This window comes from Klebsiella sp. I138 (assembly GCF_051131765.1).
In the GTDB taxonomy this organism is placed as follows: domain Bacteria; phylum Pseudomonadota; class Gammaproteobacteria; order Enterobacterales; family Enterobacteriaceae; genus Klebsiella.
Window position 1 is genome coordinate 1,954,201 of the sequence record NZ_CP180447.1, and the last position, 17,776, is coordinate 1,971,976.

A 17,776-nucleotide genomic window follows, 5' to 3' on the forward strand; every position below is an offset into this window, starting at 1 on the left:
GATTAGCTCTGCTCAAGGAATGGACATGGCAAAAACAATAACAATTCGGTTTATGCGAAAAAATGATAATTCAATGACGGACTCCCCTGAATTTGGGACGAGACCGGTGATTCCGGTAACCATCAGGCCTAGTTCACCCGAAGATCATGCGAAGGACATTGGCGGAAAAACCAAACAAGTATTCGCTCTCATTGATACCGGAGCGGATGATTTTTATGTCGATGAAGCTCTTGTCGAAGAATTAACACTCCCTATAAAAAAAGAGAGTGAACCAGCAACAGTGATATCTGGTTTAAACAATGAAAAAACGACTATTCACCATGCAATAATACGCTTAATCGATACTGACATTGAATGTGGCATTACTATGCACAAGATCATTACCAGCAAGTTAGGGTTAGGTTATCAAATAATACTTGGTATGGATATAATACGTCGAGGAACTTTGGTTCTTGATCCTGTAAATCATATTTATACCCTAACTCTTCCTGACGTTATTTAGCATCACTCTCTTTTCAAACTAGTTATGTTCTGTTGCGGAGGGGTTCTCTCATCCCCTTCGCCAACTATAATGACCCGACACAGCGCCATTCCCAAATAGGATACATACTCTTGTGGCGAGAATGACGCTGAAAGTTGAAGATGTGGCAGGTCTGGACGGTCATGTTCAACCACCAGCGGTTCATCATCGGCGCTAACGTCATATGACAAGGTAAACGGAACTGAAGTCTTGCCTGAGATCCCCCTCTCCACCAGCACTCGCCCAGCCTGTATGACTCTAAATGCAACCTGAGTCCCGCAGACGACACCATTTTTTACCTGTTGAAGGTTTTCAATTGTAACTTTCAACGTTTTCAAGTTGTTCCTCCTCATTATCCCTTACAAGGGATATCGTTTATCTTATCCCTTAGCGGGGATAGAGGTTCTCACCGATTCGTAAATCCGTTCACAGGTCATTCCTGCGGTGTAGCGTTCGTCAGCGATTGCAGCATATCGTCGAGCTTCTTCTGCAAGGTCTCCAAGCATGTCGGCGAACATTCCGGCGGTGGCTCCGGTTGTTTTGCTTCTGACGGCAGCGGCAAGATTTGCGGTGTGCTTTGCGGCGTCCAGACGGGCAGCAAGGGTGTTTGCCTGCTGGCGCAGCTGCTTAACAGTGCCAGAGAGATTATCGGCAGCAGCACGCGCTGCAGCGGTTTGGGATTGAGCATCTTTTACGGCCTCTTCACGGGCTATCAGGCGCCCTTGTTCAATCATCCTGGCGGCGGTCTGTGCATTCACTTCCCGTGATGATTCAGCGCTATCTCGTTCCGCCCATTTCTTTTCCCATGCCCGCTCGCTCCAGACAGAGCCAGCAACGAAGGCACTGGCCACAATCAAAACGGCAATAGCTGGCTTTAAGAAGGTGGTATTCACTGGTCTAGTCCCCAACACGTCAGCGCGCTCTCCTGGTCACGTCTCTCAACCTGACCGTAGCAGCCGTTCTTTTGACCTTTGGTCAGGCGACAATCGCGGCCACCGTCTTTAATCCACCAGCGAATCGCTTCACATGCGCCTTTACGGTCACCGGCGTTGATTCGTTTGTAGAAAGTCGAGGGGAAACATTTTCCGGGGCCAATGTTGTAGGGACAAAATGACGCGATTCCAACTTTCTGCGGAGCGGTAAGCGATATCTTGATATTTCGGGCGACCCATGCCAGCGCCTTGTCCCGCTCAATGGCGTTTACCTGCTTACACTGCGCCTCGGTCGCTCTTTGCCCCTTAATTACAGGCTTGCCATTGATGACCGTTACACCGTGGCACAATGACCACACTCCGCCGGGATCAACAACAGCCACCAGCGCATTACCTTCTTTCTCGCTAATAAACTGATCAAACAGCACCGGAGCTGATGCACCGGCAGCAATGAGCGCAAGCATGGCCGCACTGAGTTTCGTTTTCAGAGATGCCATTTTATTTATCCTGCGGCGGTTGCGTCACATACCCCCGCCTGAGTGCATCCTCATAGGCTTTGGTTTGTCGACGTTTGAAATAGAGGTTCGTGAAATAAGTGGCGACGCCAATCACTACACCGCTGACCAGCGCAATAAAATTCCAGTCAAGACCGTGGAACCAGTCATAAACACGCGCCAGGCCGGTACAAATCAGGCCGCCTGACGTGCAGTACGTGGCCGCTGAGAAGATTTTGTCAGGCATGATTTTATTCATCCGTCACCTCCTGCCGAGGTGTTAACCGTAAGATTAAAAAAGGTGGGTGTAATACCTACTAATATGTTGTTTTCTTCGTTATTGGTGGGTATAATACCCACATGTTAACGAAACGGAGGATTGATGAGCAGTGCAGAGTTAATCAAACAACTGATAGCTGATGGTTGGGTTAAGCAAAGACAAACAGGAAGTCATGTGACGCTAGCAAAACCGGGGACAGTGAAAATAATCACCATACCCCACCCCAGAAAGGATTCTTCAAAGGGGGTTGTTAGACAGGCTCAACAGATATCAGGACTAAAGTTGATTTAAACAGGGCGCGGCGCAAGCCGCCCCTCTCTGCAAGGACATCAATACGCAACAAATGAGGTACCTATGATTTATCCGCTCTTTATTTTCAAAGCCGAAGACGGAACGTTTGACGGCTATTTTCCTGATGTCGAAGGCTGCATGTTCGCCGGCAACGACCTCGAAGGCGCTTTGAGGGATGCGGAAATAGCTTTTGGACAGCACATGGAAGTGCTAACCGAGCAAGGTGGGCATGTGCCTGCGCCGCGTGATCCAGCTGAGTATCTGGGGGATGATCGCTTAACCTCAGATAACGGCTTTCTGGCGCTTGTAGAAATAGACCCATCAAAGTACGAAACGAAGGCTATCAAGTTCAATCTCACCATGCCTGGCAACTTGTTGACCGCAATCGACAGATACATTGAAAGTCACGGCAGATACAAAAACCGTTCTGCCTTTCTATCTGAGATTGCAAGAAAAGAGATAGCCCGAGGCTAAGTTAAACGTGATTAGGCCTCTAACAATGGGCCTAATCACGCCCTCACTTATCTACTTACTAACCAGCCAACCAGGGCTGGCAAAATATGCCAGCCAGTGAGCAAATCGAGTTGAACGATTACTATCAGGGCTAGTATCAGGGGGCGAGCTTCCTTTAGTGCAAGCATGCAATGCTCCGATTATCAGTGTGGAGCACTCATTATCTCACTGGTATTGCTCCTAACTGCCCCATCAGACGAGCCGATTTTTTAAAAAAATCTCAAAAATGCGTTTGTGCAAAAGTCACTTTTGCGCGGCTGAATTTTTTGAACGAAAAAAAACCCCGCAAAGGCGAGGTTTCGAATCTTATTTTTTGTTGCTTTTAGTCGCTGCCATCGTGGCGCAGCTCTGCCAAGCATGAATGGATTATTAACTTTTCTGGCCCACTTTCAACTACAAGTAAAATAAAAAGCACTTTTTGTTAAAATGAGAATAACTATACATCCTTCATCTTTCGTCTGACGGACAGAAAAACTTTCGCCCTGAATATCTCCAGACACCAACGCACTCTTTTGCGCGCTTCGCCGTTCGTTAGCCATGGCGCCACCAGTTGCAATTCCTTGGTGATATCGGAGATCTTATTTCTGGTGGTGTAAAACTTCATTCCTACGAGATAAACCGGATCGTCAGTTTTAAACGTCTCAAGCATGACCTCTTCAATAAAATCCGCATCATCCCGGCGCTCTGACTCGTCAATCATATCTTTAAGCGGCATGGCCCATAGTATTGTCCGGGCGCGCGCTGCTGCCTGTTCTCCCCTGAACCCCTCTTTGCGTGCCTGTTCGATTGCATCTGTTATGCGCGATAACTGACTATCTGACCAGCATGAATCTTTAACGTCCGAGAAGAAACGACCGCAATTCTCCAGACGATACTGCGCACGGGTTTTCCCTCCGACGCATTCGCCCCAGACTGTTAGCAGCGATTTAATCCATGCAGACTGAATGTGTGCCAGCGGTGTAAATCGTCCCAGCCAGGTTTTCCGGGGCGCTCCGGCAAGTGTTTCTAATCCTGCGTGATGAATGCGGCGTTGACGTGGTGTCATTCTGTTCTTCTCCTTACGCCAGAACGCCGAGCGCATAAGCCCGGTCCAGCAATTTAATAATCAGCGCCGGCTGGGTGCCGTATTCGCGTTCGAATGAAAGAGGATCGTGATGTAGTTGCCGGTGGTGTTTTCGGCATAAAGGAATGGTGAAAATATCGTGAGCTTTCGTACCGACGCCACCCTGCCCCCAGCCAATAAGATGATGAGCATCATCAGCAGGCTGGCCGCAGCACATGCAGGGCTGAGTTTTAACCCACGCGAGAAAATTAGGCGATTCCCAGCGGATGCGTTTAGGTCTGGCAAAAAATGTAGAAGGGGCTTCCGGATCAACGAGCACGCCTAAAACTGACGCTGGTCGTTCCTGCGGTAACTCTGGCGGTGCTTTAGGATCAGGAGGCATTAAATCCATGCGTTCTTTCAACATGCTGGTGGACGGAATGGACGGTACAATGTCACTTTCCCGGTAGACCGGTTTAAAGCCTTCATCTTTCAGCTTCAGAGACCGTCGGGCCATCTCTTCGGTTATTTCTCCACCGATCCCCACAGACACTGCCCACCAGCACAGCTCTGCGAGAGAAAGCATTCGTTCTTTGTTGTAGCCCAGATATACCAGCGCCGTGTCAATAATCCAGTCGGCCATGTTCAGCCCAACCAGAATATCGAGTGTTTGCACGGTCTGATTGCGCAGCTCGTTATCGCAATGCCAACATGCACGTATCGCACCGGGCTCATGCCTGAAATTAACCAGTTCAGGATGATGATAATTAGAATGCGGCCACTGGCAGTGCCCTATAAAACGATCGAGCCACAGCTCCATGGTGCTTATCCCACCAGCAGCTTTGATGACGCGCTCATTCAGAAAAAACGGTCTGATCCCAGCATCATCCCGCAGCGGCTGACGGGCATCTGGTAACCGTCCACTCGGCATCGAGTCCATTTCCGCCGGTGGCATCTCGACCAGCACCCGCCCCTTGCCGAAGATCCGCATTAGCTCGCTTCCGGGCTTCAGAAGTACAACACCAAGATGCCGCGCAATATCCACGTTAAGTAGCGCCCTCATCAATCCCTCCACATTTTCTGCAGATAGGTTTTATCGGCGCGTGGCTCCTTTTTCGACTCAGGTAAAAAAACACTGACTTCCCATGACACCAGGTCATGGGATAAACATTTCTCTACCTGGTAGTTCGACTTCCTGTAGCGTTCCACCAGCTCAAGTGCCTGAGACTCTGTTAATTCCGTATGCTGAAACCAGCTTTTCTTCATAGCTGGGCCTCATACAACCGAATAAACTCAATAGCGCGTTCACGTGCTCCCGGTTCGTTATTTACCATTTCCTGCAGCAGCTGCACGGCGAGCAGTGGCTCTTTATGGCCGACAATTGAAATGCCTCGGGACATGTTAGGGCCAATGGTGATAAACCCTTTCCTGCACAACGCCCGAAGATGTTCGGCGGCAGCATTCGGAGACGCAGCACCAATCAGATCTGACAGCTCTCTGGCTGTCGGCGGATAACCGTGTTTTGAGATGAACGCAACGAGGAGATCAAACACCTCTTGCTGGCGTGGGGTCAGTTTCTTGAATGACGAAGGACCGGCGTTGTCAGTATGACAGCCAGTCTTCATTGGTTCCGGTCTTGCGATGGTTTGCGCCATGGTCTCTCTCCGTGGCGCAGCAGGTATAGGTTGTTCAGGCCTATGACGGGAGTGTAACAGAACCCGGCGGAACCTGGTAACCATCTCCAGACCTCGCCTTTTCAACCATCTGCGCAAACAATGAAAGAGTTCCCACAATTTCATCATGCTGTAGTGGCATAAACGAAACTGTATCACCGCGACGGTACATCAATGCACGCTCACATACCGGAAACGACCTGAGGCGGGCAACGATAACCCCATCGTCGCACCTGATTACTACATAGCCGGTGTTCGGCATTTCTTGTTTTTCACCCACTACAAAATCCTCTCAAAAAACCCGGTCCATCGCCGCGCTGAAACTCAATAAAACCAGTCGTCGGCGCTTTCCCACGTTTCTTGCAGGATCTCTTCAATCGTTTCTTTGTCACCGCCAATGCCCCCCAAAATACTCAGGCCATCAGCTCCGGCGCGGCGGATTGATAATTTACAGTCCTCATAGCTCTGACTTAAACGCCGTAGCAGTTCAACTTCCAGAGCAGGGACTGCGCCATCAGGCAAAGGCTTTTTACGGTCGATTGTGATTTCAACTTTCATCGTTAGCTTCCATCGATATACTGTATAAATAAACAGTACACCGATACCACGCTTTTATCAATATCTTAACAGCACAAAATGTTAATTTTTGATTAGCGTGCTAAATAAAAACCCGCCGTAGCGGGTTGATTTAACGGAGGTTACTTTTTTTGGCTTTGCTCTGCCATCTCGATGTAACGCGGATCGGATGCCCGAGGCAACTGGATGCTCTGCTCGCGGTAGTAGCGCCCCCTTCCCATAAAATACCTTAGCTCAAACTTGATCTGACAATTTTTTCAGGGAGTGCACAATCAAAACTGACGGTCAGCTTTGAGCGAGGAGCGGACGTTGCCGACACCCGTCAATTTTCACAGGTGTAGCACCTCTTAGGTACACAACTTGAATCAGGTTCAACTTCGTTACTACATATGAAAAATAAGGTGTTGATGTATAAATTATTTCTCCTTATGTTAATTCACTTAAACCTGAGCTCGAGAGCTCTTTCTTAACAACGAAGGGCCATACAATGAATATCGAGGCATTTGCTTTTGGCACCACCAACTGGAGTGAAGTCGCAAAAACAGAGCATCCAGGGGAAACTGGCATGGCCTACTGGCGCACACAACTTTTTGGTCACAAGCCGAACCAAATACGTGTGCGAATGGTTGAATATACCCCTGGTTACCTTGCAGATCATTGGTGCAGAAAAGGCCATGTCCTTTTCTGCATAGAGGGAGAACTCGAAACACTGCTCGCGGATGGCCGTAAATTCACTTTAAGTGCGGGGATGAGTTATCAGGTTGGTGATAACGCAGAACCACATCAGTCCAGAACGACGACAGGAGCAAAACTCTTTATTGTGGACTGACGTATTCGTCGTTATTGCATGCGACGTCCGCTCCTGGCACGAAGCGGACATCTTCCGGTTTAGGGGCCATGTTTCACTTTAACATCAGAAAAACCACTCTAACCATGATGGCATCGTGATTTATGCAGCCTCCCGAGCCTGACACATCTCAGATAAGTTCGCCCTCACAATTCGCCTTCAGTCCACCAACCCTCGGTATCTTTGATGCATTTGACTTTCATGCTGCTGCCCCCTTCACGAAAATTACCCAGTGCGTCTTATCGGCCTTACCGGTGCGTTGCCAGATGGCCGGCTTCTCGTCGGTCAGTACCAGAATCTGGCTAACCGGTATCTGGGTTTCGTTCCATTTGAAGATGAGCACGCCGTGCTGCCGCAGCACTCTGAACGCTTCTTTGAATCCTGCGCTCAGGTCGTCGCGCCAGGAATCTTTGCTCAGGCGTCCGTATTTCTTACCCATCCAGGCGTTTTCGCCAACGCGCTCAAGGTGTGGCGGGTCAAACACAACAACAGGGAATGAGTCGTCGGCAAACGGCAGCGCGCGGAAATCGGCGATAACATCAGGGTTAATTACCAGGCTGCGACCATCGCACAGGGTGTGCTGCTCGGCGCGAATGTCGGCGAAAACTGCGCGCGAGTCCTGTTTGTCGAACCAGAACATACGGGAGCCGCAGCACATGTCGAGAATGGTTTGCTCTGTCATTTTCCGGTCCCCGGGATCGGTTGAATTGAATCCAACAGGAGCCGGCGGCGCGTATGCTCCGCAAAATGCCGTTTCCCCGTGTCTTTTCGGTAACATTCGGTCTTCTCTACAACCCACATCGATGCGGTTTCGTGGAGTAGTTTTGCTTTCGGACCATCTTTCGTTATCACGATTCCGGTATGCGTTTTTTTAATGGTCATTTGGAGGTCCCCGCATTCTTCCTGTAATCGTATTTGGCCAGGTCAAAATCGATGGTGGCGCGAGCGTCGCGAAACAGACCAAACCGGCTATAACGGATTACTTCTCCTGTCGCGACCGCCGCCCGGAAATACTTCCGAGCCGTATCGAGGGACATTCCGAACTCGCTCGCCACCTGTTCGGTGGTCAGGCGCCCTTGGCGTTTGGTGAGATCGATAATGGTTCTGATTGTGTCGGCCATCTGGCTCCTGGATTTGTTCGCCATGATCAGCACCTCCGCGCGTTACGTAAGCAACGACTGCGCAGCCGGGCAATACGCCATAATTCATTGGCAGTGGCGGTCATTCCCAGGATGTTGGTGTACACGGTCGCAGCGCGCCGCCAGAGTTTTTTCTCCTCCAACTCTTTCGCCAGGACAACTGCTGTTTTCACCTGCTGTACATCGCCTTTGTCTGCGTGTGGAGCCAGTTCAGGCAACACAACTTCAGGTACTTCTACGCCCGGCGTTACCAGGTAAACGAACTGTGTTCCGTTGTGGTAACGGGTCAGTTTACCTACCTCGGTAAGTTTCCGGAGGATTGCCCCGGCAGTGCTTGACTGCAAATCCAGTACCTCGCAAACATCCTGCAGGATGCAATCCGGCGTCCGGTCGACGATGGCCAGTGCCATCTGTGATTTTGTTACTCGAAATTTCTTAATTTTGGTCATTGGTCAAAACTCGCTTACTTGGTTAAACCTTCCGCTTTGCGACGTTTGTACTCTTCCATCAAAATTTCTGCTGGCGTTGGCCCCGGTGGATGCCGCGGCGCCTCAAGCTGCCGGCGGACCGGCGGTATCGTGAATCCGTTCCCAACATGTTTTGTCCACTTTGTCAGTAGTTTCTCAGCCAGTTTCTTCAGCTCCCCCTCTGTCAGTTGGCGCTCTACCCCCGTTCGGCGCATCTCAATGCAAATGTGATAGAGCACATCCTGTTTCCATGGATATTTGTCACTACCGGCATAGCGATACGACTCGTTGCGCCAGCATTTGTACTCGGCCATGACCGTTTCTGAGGTCAGATTGAACGGGTTCGCCCCGCTCTCTGAGACCAGCGAAACAAACTCAGCCAGATCCGGCGGCCAGGTGTTTCCCATAGCGCACCGCTCCATGCACTGGCGGCAAACCAGAGTGATCTGCGTATCAGTCATTGACCCAATCTGGGCAATCCACATATCCGACGGCGCCGCCCCGTTCTTCTGGGTCCAGCGGTTCGAAAATATTTCCCCCATGACCGTCCATAGCCTCCATGCCGTGTCCGCCGCTAGTAAGTCCGTTTTCCTGCTCCCAGCGCTCTCTGGCTGCCTGAATTTCCTGGACTGCCCGGGATGCGGTGTTAACTGGTTGAAGTCCTGCATGGCCGTTACCTCCGGTTACTGGTTGTGGTCTGGATTTAGCTCTGGCGTTCACGACGCTACGGGCGAATTTTTGTTCCCACTGGACCTGTGTGAATACCTTCCGTTCCGATTCCCAGTAGGCGGCAAACTCGGTCAGTTCAGTCGGCAGGTAAGCCGGTTCAGGAAGCGCAATTCCCCACGTAGCTGCCAGCCGTGGCCAGTCCTGCGATGGTCGCCAGTTTTCATGCATCGTGAATTTACCGATGGGGATATCCAGTCCTGCCAGGAATTGCGGCTCCTGAACATCTGGAATTTCGCTCCCGCGTAGAGAGGGGTTTTCTTTTAGATCTGTATCTATATCTGGATCTTTATTAGTTGGATTGCCGTTGCCATCCTGTTCAAACGGATTATCAACGCCCGTTGAACGGTCGTTACCTTCCCGTTGCTCTGTCGTTGATTTTTTGGCTTTTCTTGCTTTTGCTGAGGCTTTACCGGCATCAGATTTCTGACGTACAGAGGAACGAACCATCTCAAGATCCCTTTCAATGCGCTCATGAACCCAATCGGTACCAGTGTCGTTAAAAAACTCTTTTAACGAGGACTCAACGGAAGACCAACGGTCGTTGCTTAGCCGTGCTATTTTCGATAACCGGCTTTTAGGGATAGACCTCCCCGTTTGCCAGTAATTGAACATCAGCAGCAGGTAGGCGCCGTGCTCCTCGGTTGACAGATGCATGGTGTCCGCCAGGTAATCAGCAATGTAAAGTTGCATGTAGGGCAGCGCTGCCATGGTTACTCCTGACGCCCTTGGTGATCGGGCGTATAGTCATTGGTAAAAACTCGATTAAAAACACTGTGGCGCTATGGCGCTGATGCTCGCCAGTAGTGGTCCCGCCACATCTGCAGGAAGCAGATTAAATAGGGCAATTGCAGCCTCTCGGATTTCTTGCTCCAGCTTGTGAATGGGAGCTCCACCCAATTTTGCCTGGTGCGCTTCGCTGCATTCCTTTATCGCACTCGCCACCAGCTCGGTTTCCGTTAAGCCATTTTTAAGGTGATATCTACGCGCAATCTCAATTGGCATCGCATCCGCAATGGCCACCGACAGCTGCATTACGTAGCTGGTGTACTTTTCCGATCTGCCCTCATTTTTCAGGTATCGGTAAAGGTTCTGTTTGTTAATGCTGATCCCTCTCCCGTTTTGTTTTTCCCACTGCTCGGCCACCAGCTGCGCGATAATTTCCTGCGCGCGCCCGGGTAAAGTTGATTCCCATTCCTGAACGGCTTCGAGGATGTTTCTGCACTTCATGCGGTCCCGGCGCCGCGGCGAATACTGATTTTCAGATTTCAGCTGCACAGCGATACGCGAGGTATGATTCTCAAAGGTGATGGATTGCATGACTAAACCTCTTCGTTTGGCATCCCATCGCTGGGATTAGGGTATAAGTCGGGGCGAAGTTCATGGGGAGTAACTCCAGTTGCTTTGAATACCTGGAGTACACGAGACGAAGGTACTGAACCTTTCGCTTTCCACTGGCTGACGGCCATACCAGAAACGCCTATGGCTAGAGCTAATTTGTTGGCAGAGCCAACAATTCGAATTGCATTATCAAGGGCTGTCATGTCTCTCTCCTCGTTAAGATAGGCATAATAAAGCATAGGTTTACATTTAATGCAAACAATCAATTTATTGTGACTATAAACTAAACCTTTAAAATGTTCTTATGAAAAATACCGAAGAACTCAACAATCAACTGGTTGCTCGTCTTCTTGAAATCACCCAAAGAGGGATCAGCAAAGCTGATATGGCCCGTATTGCCGGCGTCACCCCTCAGGCTGTAAATGGATGGTTTAAGAAGGGGGTAATTAGCAAAAAATCTGCAATCGCCATTGCGGAAGCTGCGAACGTGTCGGTTACATGGTTGCTGGGTGAAGAGGTATCGGAAGATGCAGGACTCAAACCTAACGAGAGTAAAATGTTGGGACTTTTTAGACAATTGCCTGAGTCTGAACAAGAAAGGATGATCGATACCTTCGAAATGAGGCTAAAAGAAATTGATGATTACGTAGAGCGCTATCTTCGTGGTCGTTTCAAAGAGCGTGACCCCAACTAAATACACATCGACATTCCTTTAAAACCGGCTACTGCCGGTTTTTTTGTGCCCTTTTTCTCTATCCGTTCCTACCCGCTTACCCTTCCTCCCATTAAAGCTAAAGTTTACACTCAATGTAAATTTATTATTGACACAAAATATAAACCGATGCTTTAATCATTCGACCGAAACACGTCATTGAGGCAGGACGCCCACGAAGTAGCTGCCGGCGGCATACGAAACACCGGATGAGATGACACCAATCATTGCGCAGCAGGTTTCAACGTTCAGCTGGCCGGCTACAAGGCATCGAGGGGATTTATGGATAAGGCATACGAAGAATATTTCGAAAGTCTTGCTGTAGGTGAAGAGGCTTTAAGTTTCGCTGAGTTCGTAGCCGCACTATCAAGTAGCACAACAGCTAAACCGACTCCGGAATCACAGCCCAAATAGTTTCGCATTTTGCCTTTTAAAGCTGACCTGCACAAAACAGGCTTTGCAATACGGTGAATGCGGCTATGCGCACGCGGCTCAGTTAAATCAGTACCACCGATTCCCTGGTGGGGTGGAAAAGAAGCTGCCGGCAGTAGTTGTTAACTGACTACTGTCACCGGGAGGCACCCGGCACCGCATTGCAAAGCCTGATTAATGGTTAGTCAGCAAGCACCGTTAGCCGCGTTAAGGCTGGGGTTGAAATGAGTAAAAATGGCATTCGCTATATGGTCATTTCACTAGTTATCGGGCTCATCTTTTGGGCTTCAGTTTCAAAACCAATTATGGAGTTTGTCACATGGTTGATTTCGCTCGTGTAGCAACAGGCCGACAGGCTGTACGCCTTAGCTGGATCACCGCAAGGATTCGCCAACTCTGCTACTTCCTCGCTCAGAAAGGGGATCCTGAGGCAAACGCATGAGCACGTTGTTTGCCTTAGTTATCGGTGTCTGCTCGCTGACTGGTGAATGCTCTGATGTTCTGATCGGCGTGTATCAAACGGAAAAGATTTGTTCAGAAGCTGCTACAGAGCAGCACGTTAATGGCCAGTGCTTACCCTACAAGCAAGCGTTCGCCGCGGCTGAAGACCAACAGCCGGCAGTAAATTTTTAAATCGAGTTTTAATCAATGACCATGGTCCATAAAGCACAAAACCCGCGCAAGGCGGGTTAGGTACCCGGTCAGCCGACCAAAGCTTTCCGGAATCGAGTTTTGACCAATGACCACCACCAGGGCGGCTGCCATCAGCTGCCGGGTATCTTACAATCCAAAGGAGCCCGAACGCAATGAACAACTATGCGTATCTTGTCAAAGCAAAAGCAAAATCAGCAGATGCCAAAAGCCTCTTTTGCTGGTTCCCTGCAAAATCCGACTCACGTGCCGAACGTGAAATCCTGAATATCCTGGAGGATGCTGGCATTGCTGTAGGCCGCGGCGCCGACCACCAGCTGCCGACCCGCACCCATTGGTTTATCGTTGATGATCTTCCTGAAGAAGGCGTGCTGGATGATACCTGGTGCGACCGCTACGAACTTGGCGGAGAAGACGGGATCACCTGGGGAAAAATTGCAGCACCGGAACCTGAAACAATCGCAGAAGAGCCGACGCCGGAAGACGATGCAGACGATGCAGACGATGCAGACGATGCAGACGATGCAGACGATGCAGACGATGCAGCATTACACCCACTCGCAACAATGCCTTTCCGCACTCAGTTGCTAGCGCAATATACGTCAGAAGATAGCCACGTTTATCACATTGATACCCCACGCCGTCATACCCTTTCCGCGTTAGAAATGGATGTCGATAACAGTGCTGTCCAGAATCTGATTCTGGCTGCAGAGAATGTGCCAGATATCAAGTCATACGACATGCCCGGGATCTGGAAATTTACCAGCGCAATGAAAAAAGTGTTCCCGGTTGGCAAACGCCACGAACTGGGCAAGCAGATCCAATTCGCTAAATTATGGTTCGTGACAAGCCACCTTGACCGCGGGATCCTGACTAAAGAATGGGCTGCTGGTAATAGTATTTCAGCCGTAAATCGCACCCCCTCCGGCGCGAATGCCGGCGGCGGTAATGTGACAGATCGCCTGACCCCATTAACCGTTTTAGGAATGGAATACGAAATAGCTCTGGGGCTCATCGCCCGTGTAAAAGAGTTCGATATCTATAACGTTCCGCTTGAGGTCGATATTCAGGCGAACAGCATAATGAACAAATATGACAACAAAGAGTTTATTGCGACCAGAGAGCTATTCATGTCGATGCCTGGCGGGCGCGATTATTCCCGTGCCTGCAATATAGCAACAGTAAAGACCACACCAGATGATCTTTACCTAGACAAAGCTGCGCATCGCGAATACTTGAACAAGGTGATGACAGAAACAGATCACGCACATCCTGACGAGATAATAGTTGATATTGCATGTGGTCGTTCTTCTTCCCCTATGCCAGCCACACCAGCTACAAAAGAAAATGTGTCTGATGAGGTTGGTAAACAACAGGCCGCAGGGCGCGGCGAATACGTAGAAGGCATCAGCGACCCTAGCGATGCTAAATGGGTTAAGGAAGATCTCACCAAACCAATCGCAACTGAGGAGACCACCAGTCATGTGCCGATGGAAAAAACTATCAGTGATGAAGCCGCGGGTTCTGGTGAGCTATCAGAAGGCGAAACGGCAATTGAGGATACTACAGGCAACACTGAGTCTGGTAATACGCCAACTGCCGTAAATATTGAAACCAGTCATCATAAACATGATGAAGAATCACCCACTGATTATGTTCATGTAATGGTGGACATAGAAACTATGGGGAAAAAACCTAACGCCCCTATCGTCTCCATTGGTGCTGTATTATTTGACCCGTCAACCGGGATCCTCGGCGAAACATTTTACAAAGTTGTCAGCCTGGAATCTGCGGTTTCATGGGGCGCTGAGATTGACCCCTCAACGGTTATATGGTGGTTAAAACAATCCTCTGAAGCGCGTTCGGCCATTGCCAATGATGACGTCATAAAGCTGGATGATGCACTGCTCATGTTTACTGATTTTGTTGAAGAGAACGTCACTGGTGGTCGCAAAAAAGCGCAGGTGTGGGGGAATGGCGCCACATTCGATAACACCATTTTGCGTTCGTCATTTGATCTCGCTTGCCTCGATTGTCCGTGGGACTACTGGAATGACCGCGACGTCAGAACGATGGTTGAACTCGGAAAAGCAGTTGGCTTCGATCCTAAAACCGCCATCCCGTTCGAAGGTGACCGGCATAACGCGCTGGCGGATGCGAAGCACCAGGCCCGGTACATTTCCGCAATCTGGCAGCGCCTGATTAAAAACTGATTTTCCGTTTTCAGATAATGGCCCAGCAATGGGCCATTATGAGGTAAAGCATATGCTTCAAATGTTAACTCTTGAAGAGTGGGCAACCGAGAAATACAGAAGCAATCCGCCAAGTGTTTCCACTCTCAGAAACTATGCGAAACAGAATATGTTTTCTCCCCCAGCCAAAAAAGAAGGTCGGTTCTGGCGCGTCAGGGAGGATGCCGAGTTGGTCGGCGAACTGACCACTCCAATAGTAAAGAAAAGCGATCCTGTTCTATTGCAGAGGATTTTAAACGATGGCTGCCAGACCACGTAAAAATAACGTAACTATTCCAAATTTATACCCGCTTTATAGTCGTAAGGTTAATAAAGTCTACTGGCGCTATAAACATCCTGTTACCGGAAAATTCCACAGCCTGGGTACAGATGAGGCAGAAGCCATTGCAATAGCCATTGAAGCAAATAAAAGACTGGCTGAGCAGCAAACTCGCCAGATCATGGCAATCACTGACAGAATATCCACCAGCAAAGGTAAAGCTATATCGACTAACACCTGGCTTGAGCGTTACTGGAAGATTCAAGAGGAGCGATTGAAATCTGGAGATATCAAAGAAAATACCTTCAGACAAAAAGCTAAGCCTGTCTCTCTCCTTAAAGAACGCGTAGGCATGAAATTAATCCCGGCGGTCAGCGTTCGTGATATCGCCCAGATACTGGATGATTATTTAGCCGAAGGACAACCCAGAATGGCTCAGGTTATACGTTCTGTGCTAATTGATGTTTTTAAGGAGGCTCAACATGCTGGGGAAGTGCCCCCTGGCTATAACCCGGCGTTATCGACAAAACAACCGCGGCGGAGAATCACCCGTCAGCGTCTTACTCAGGAAGAATGGCAAAAGATTTTTGACATAGCCGATGCCAACCACAAGTACATGGGGAATGCCATGCTACTTGCCCTGGTAACCGGCCAGAGACTGGGGGATATTTCCCGAATGAAATTTTCAGACATTTGGGATGATCATCTTCATATCGAGCAGGAGAAAACCGGTAGCAAGATAGCCATTCCTCTGGCATTGCGATGCAACGCGATAAACTGGAGCCTTCGCGACGTAATAGGTCGTTGCCGGGATTATGCGGTTAGCCCATTTTTGGTGCATTTTTTCAGAACAACATCTCAGGCAGAACGTGGCGCTCAGGTTAAAGCCAGAACGCTGACGATGAATTTTAGCAAGGCAAGGGATTGTGCAAATATCGACTGGGGTGAAGGTACGCCGGCAACGTTCCATGAGCAAAGATCACTTTCCGAACGGCTTTATAAAGCACAGGGTATAAACACAAAAGATTTACTGGGGCATAAGACTCAACAACAAACGGACAGATACCATGATGACCGTGGGAAAGGATGGACCAAGGTGGCTATTTGAGGTTTTTGCGGCGGGGGTTTTGATAACTTGTTTTGATAATGTTTTGATAACCATTCGAAAGCTAATAATAAAAAACGGGAACTGTTAAGCTCCCGTTATTGTTTAATCCAGAGACTGGATTACATGTTAGCGATGATTGCGTCGCCAAACTCGCTACATTTCAGTAGTTTAGCGCCTTCCATCAGACGTTCAAAGTCATAGGTCACGGTCTTAGCGGCGATAGCGCCTTCGGTGCCTTTAACGATCAGGTCTGCGGCTTCGAACCACTGCATGTGGCGCAGCATCATTTCTGCGGACAGAATAATAGAACCTGGGTTCACTTTATCCTGGCCTGCATATTTCGGTGCAGTACCGTGAGTCGCTTCAAACAGTGCACATTCGTCACCAATGTTCGCGCCCGGAGCAATACCGATACCACCAACCTGTGCCGCCAGGGCATCAGAGATGTAGTCGCCGTTCAGGTTCATACAAGCAATGACGTCGTACTCAGCCGGGCGCAGCAGGATCTGCTGCAGGAAAGCATCAGCGATAACGTCTTTGATGATGATCTCTTTCCCGGTGTTCGGGTTCTTGATCTTCTGCCACGGGCCGCCGTCGATCAGTTCGCCACCGAACTCTTCGCGAATCAGCTGGTAACCCCAGTCTTTGAACGCGCCTTCGGTGAACTTCATGATGTTGCCTTTGTGTACCAGAGTCAGCGAATCGCGATCGTTGGTGATAACGTATTCGATGGCCGCGCGAACCAGGCGTTTGGTGCCTTCTTCAGAGCACGGCTTGATACCGATACCGCAATGTTCCGGGAAGCGAATTTTCTTCACGCCCATCTCATCACGCAGGAATTTGATCACTTTTTCTGCTTCAGCAGAATCCGCTTTCCACTCGATACCGGCATAGATGTCTTCTGAGTTTTCACGGAAGATAACCATATCGGTCAGTTCAGGGTGTTTGACCGGGCTCGGGGTGCCCTGGTAGTAACGCACCGGGCGCAGGCAGACGTAGAGGTCCAGTTCCTGGCGCAGCGCAACGTTCAGAGAACGAATACCGCCGCCAACTGGCGTCGTCAGAGGGCCTTTGATAGCAACACGATAGTCACGAATCAGATCAAGAGTTTCGGCAGGCAGCCAGACGTCCTGGCCATAAACATGGGTCGATTTTTCGCCGGTGTAAACTTCCATCCAGGAAATTTTACGCTCGCCTTTATAGGCTTTCTCAACGGCGGCATCCACCACTTTCAGCATCGCTGGGGTCACGTCAACACCGATACCATCACCCTCGATAAACGGGATGATCGGGTTGTTAGGGACATTCAGTTTGCCATCTTTCAGGGTGATTTTTTGACCTTCCGCCGGAACTACTACTTTGCTTTCCATTAACCTCTCCTTCGAGCGCTTCTGGTTCTGCTCTTCCTTTTCACACTAACCGAGCGTTGGCTTTATCCGCCCACTCCCGCCACCGGGTCATCCCGCTAACCGGAGATTCGCGTCCGTGCCGCCTTCTAGTAGCGCGAATCAGTTTGAGCAA

At 49.7% G+C, this 17,776-nt stretch carries 26 protein-coding genes and 1 pseudogene; 9 read left to right on the forward strand and 18 right to left on the reverse strand.

Features of this window, described 5'->3' with window-relative positions; translation table 11 throughout:
- Positions 1 to 25 precede the first annotated feature (25 nt).
- A complete protein-coding gene (locus ACMYSK_RS09105) occupies positions 26 to 502 on the forward strand; it encodes a retroviral-like aspartic protease family protein (protein ID WP_434642093.1) in 477 nt (158 codons plus the stop codon).
- Between the two features lie 2 nt (positions 503 to 504).
- Here ACMYSK_RS09105 and ACMYSK_RS09110 read toward each other — a convergent pair whose 3' ends face one another.
- The 4 genes from ACMYSK_RS09110 to ACMYSK_RS09125 are packed head-to-tail and all read right to left on the reverse strand — an operon-like array spanning position 505 to position 2,193.
- On the reverse strand, positions 505 to 858 hold the full coding sequence (locus ACMYSK_RS09110; protein WP_434642096.1) for a hypothetical protein: 354 nt from the start codon (positions 856 to 858) through the stop codon (positions 505 to 507).
- Positions 859 to 900: 42 nt separating this feature from the next.
- Complete coding sequence (locus ACMYSK_RS09115; RefSeq protein ID WP_434642099.1) at positions 901 to 1,413, reverse strand: DUF2514 domain-containing protein; 513 nt, start codon at positions 1,411 to 1,413, stop codon at positions 901 to 903.
- On the reverse strand, positions 1,410 to 1,949 hold the full coding sequence (locus ACMYSK_RS09120; RefSeq protein WP_434642101.1) for a lysozyme: 540 nt from the start codon (positions 1,947 to 1,949) through the stop codon (positions 1,410 to 1,412). Before ACMYSK_RS09120 ends, ACMYSK_RS09115 begins: the two co-directional genes overlap by 4 nt.
- A gap of 1 nt (position 1,950) precedes the next feature.
- Positions 1,951 to 2,193 carry a class II holin family protein gene (locus tag ACMYSK_RS09125; protein WP_164485153.1) on the reverse strand — a complete coding sequence of 81 codons (243 nt, stop codon included), beginning with the start codon at positions 2,191 to 2,193 and terminating at the stop codon, positions 1,951 to 1,953.
- Positions 2,194 to 2,328: 135 nt separating this feature from the next.
- Here ACMYSK_RS09125 and ACMYSK_RS09130 point away from each other — a divergent pair, with 135 nt between their 5' ends.
- Complete coding sequence (locus ACMYSK_RS09130) at positions 2,329 to 2,517, forward strand: type II toxin-antitoxin system HicA family toxin (RefSeq protein WP_071984169.1); 189 nt, start codon at positions 2,329 to 2,331, stop codon at positions 2,515 to 2,517.
- A gap of 63 nt (positions 2,518 to 2,580) precedes the next feature.
- Entirely contained in the window at positions 2,581 to 2,991 is a 411-nt protein-coding gene (locus ACMYSK_RS09135) for a type II toxin-antitoxin system HicB family antitoxin (RefSeq protein ID WP_139530386.1), read from the forward strand.
- Between the two features lie 475 nt (positions 2,992 to 3,466).
- Here ACMYSK_RS09135 and ACMYSK_RS09140 read toward each other — a convergent pair whose 3' ends face one another.
- From ACMYSK_RS09140 to ACMYSK_RS09160, 5 genes and pseudogenes are all read right to left on the reverse strand, one after another.
- Positions 3,467 to 4,075, reverse strand: a complete 609-nt coding sequence (locus tag ACMYSK_RS09140; protein ID WP_434642104.1) for a hypothetical protein — start codon at positions 4,073 to 4,075, stop codon at positions 3,467 to 3,469.
- Between the two features lie 13 nt (positions 4,076 to 4,088).
- Positions 4,089 to 5,135, reverse strand: coding sequence for a DUF968 domain-containing protein (locus tag ACMYSK_RS09145; RefSeq protein ID WP_434642107.1), 1,047 nt, complete (start codon positions 5,133 to 5,135; stop codon positions 4,089 to 4,091).
- A gap of 199 nt (positions 5,136 to 5,334) precedes the next feature.
- Entirely contained in the window at positions 5,335 to 5,727 is a 393-nt protein-coding gene (locus ACMYSK_RS09150) for a DNA-binding protein (protein ID WP_434642110.1), read from the reverse strand.
- 342 nt (positions 5,728 to 6,069) lie between these two features.
- Complete coding sequence (locus tag ACMYSK_RS09155; protein WP_434642111.1) at positions 6,070 to 6,303, reverse strand: DinI-like family protein; 234 nt, start codon at positions 6,301 to 6,303, stop codon at positions 6,070 to 6,072.
- Between the two features lie 140 nt (positions 6,304 to 6,443).
- Positions 6,444 to 6,548: pseudogene (locus tag ACMYSK_RS09160) on the reverse strand (DNA polymerase III subunit theta); the annotation flags it as partial.
- Between the two features lie 260 nt (positions 6,549 to 6,808).
- On the opposite strand from ACMYSK_RS09160, the gene ACMYSK_RS09165 reads away from it, so the two are divergent.
- Positions 6,809 to 7,150 (forward strand): DHCW motif cupin fold protein, encoded by a 342-nt coding sequence (locus ACMYSK_RS09165; RefSeq protein WP_434642114.1) that lies wholly within the window; start codon positions 6,809 to 6,811, stop codon positions 7,148 to 7,150.
- 217 nt (positions 7,151 to 7,367) lie between these two features.
- Here ACMYSK_RS09165 and ACMYSK_RS09170 read toward each other — a convergent pair whose 3' ends face one another.
- The 8 genes from ACMYSK_RS09170 to ACMYSK_RS09205 are packed head-to-tail and all read right to left on the reverse strand — an operon-like array spanning position 7,368 to position 11,044.
- Positions 7,368 to 7,850, reverse strand: coding sequence for a class I SAM-dependent methyltransferase (locus ACMYSK_RS09170; protein WP_434642117.1), 483 nt, complete (start codon positions 7,848 to 7,850; stop codon positions 7,368 to 7,370).
- Positions 7,847 to 8,050, reverse strand: a complete 204-nt coding sequence (locus tag ACMYSK_RS09175; protein WP_434642120.1) for a hypothetical protein — start codon at positions 8,048 to 8,050, stop codon at positions 7,847 to 7,849. The genes ACMYSK_RS09170 and ACMYSK_RS09175 overlap by 4 nt, the downstream gene beginning before the upstream one ends.
- The gene (locus ACMYSK_RS09180; protein WP_434642121.1) at positions 8,047 to 8,313 is read right to left on the reverse strand and encodes a DUF977 family protein; all 267 of its coding nucleotides are present in this window, start codon (positions 8,311 to 8,313) and stop codon (positions 8,047 to 8,049) included. The genes ACMYSK_RS09175 and ACMYSK_RS09180 overlap by 4 nt, the downstream gene beginning before the upstream one ends.
- Before the next feature lie 2 nt (positions 8,314 to 8,315).
- Complete coding sequence (locus tag ACMYSK_RS09185) at positions 8,316 to 8,756, reverse strand: hypothetical protein (RefSeq protein WP_434642124.1); 441 nt, start codon at positions 8,754 to 8,756, stop codon at positions 8,316 to 8,318.
- 14 nt (positions 8,757 to 8,770) lie between these two features.
- A complete protein-coding gene (locus ACMYSK_RS09190; protein ID WP_434642126.1) occupies positions 8,771 to 9,316 on the reverse strand; it encodes a replication protein P in 546 nt (181 codons plus the stop codon).
- Positions 9,228 to 10,211: a DUF1376 domain-containing protein gene (locus ACMYSK_RS09195; protein ID WP_434642128.1), complete on the reverse strand. Its 984-nt coding sequence runs from the start codon at positions 10,209 to 10,211 to the stop codon at positions 9,228 to 9,230. The genes ACMYSK_RS09190 and ACMYSK_RS09195 overlap by 89 nt, the downstream gene beginning before the upstream one ends.
- A 54-nt stretch (positions 10,212 to 10,265) precedes the next feature.
- Positions 10,266 to 10,820: a toxin YdaT family protein gene (locus tag ACMYSK_RS09200; RefSeq protein WP_434642131.1), complete on the reverse strand. Its 555-nt coding sequence runs from the start codon at positions 10,818 to 10,820 to the stop codon at positions 10,266 to 10,268.
- Positions 10,821 to 10,822: 2 nt separating this feature from the next.
- Positions 10,823 to 11,044 carry a transcriptional regulator gene (locus tag ACMYSK_RS09205; RefSeq protein WP_434642134.1) on the reverse strand — a complete coding sequence of 74 codons (222 nt, stop codon included), beginning with the start codon at positions 11,042 to 11,044 and terminating at the stop codon, positions 10,823 to 10,825.
- Positions 11,045 to 11,145: 101 nt separating this feature from the next.
- On the opposite strand from ACMYSK_RS09205, the gene ACMYSK_RS09210 reads away from it, so the two are divergent.
- From ACMYSK_RS09210 to ACMYSK_RS09230, 5 genes are all read left to right on the forward strand, one after another.
- Positions 11,146 to 11,535, forward strand: coding sequence for a helix-turn-helix domain-containing protein (locus ACMYSK_RS09210; RefSeq protein ID WP_434642137.1), 390 nt, complete (start codon positions 11,146 to 11,148; stop codon positions 11,533 to 11,535).
- Between the two features lie 888 nt (positions 11,536 to 12,423).
- Positions 12,424 to 12,618, forward strand: coding sequence for a DUF1482 family protein (locus ACMYSK_RS09215; protein ID WP_128321249.1), 195 nt, complete (start codon positions 12,424 to 12,426; stop codon positions 12,616 to 12,618).
- Between the two features lie 173 nt (positions 12,619 to 12,791).
- Complete coding sequence (locus tag ACMYSK_RS09220) at positions 12,792 to 14,849, forward strand: 3'-5' exoribonuclease domain-containing protein (protein WP_434642139.1); 2,058 nt, start codon at positions 12,792 to 12,794, stop codon at positions 14,847 to 14,849.
- A gap of 52 nt (positions 14,850 to 14,901) precedes the next feature.
- Positions 14,902 to 15,147, forward strand: a complete 246-nt coding sequence (locus ACMYSK_RS09225) for an excisionase (RefSeq protein ID WP_131050564.1) — start codon at positions 14,902 to 14,904, stop codon at positions 15,145 to 15,147.
- Complete coding sequence (locus ACMYSK_RS09230) at positions 15,128 to 16,255, forward strand: phage integrase Arm DNA-binding domain-containing protein (protein WP_434642143.1); 1,128 nt, start codon at positions 15,128 to 15,130, stop codon at positions 16,253 to 16,255. Before ACMYSK_RS09225 ends, ACMYSK_RS09230 begins: the two co-directional genes overlap by 20 nt.
- 119 nt (positions 16,256 to 16,374) lie before the next feature.
- Here ACMYSK_RS09230 and icd read toward each other — a convergent pair whose 3' ends face one another.
- Positions 16,375 to 17,625, reverse strand: a complete 1,251-nt coding sequence (icd, locus tag ACMYSK_RS09235) for an NADP-dependent isocitrate dehydrogenase (protein WP_434642146.1) — start codon at positions 17,623 to 17,625, stop codon at positions 16,375 to 16,377.
- Positions 17,626 to 17,776: the final 151 nt, after the last annotated feature.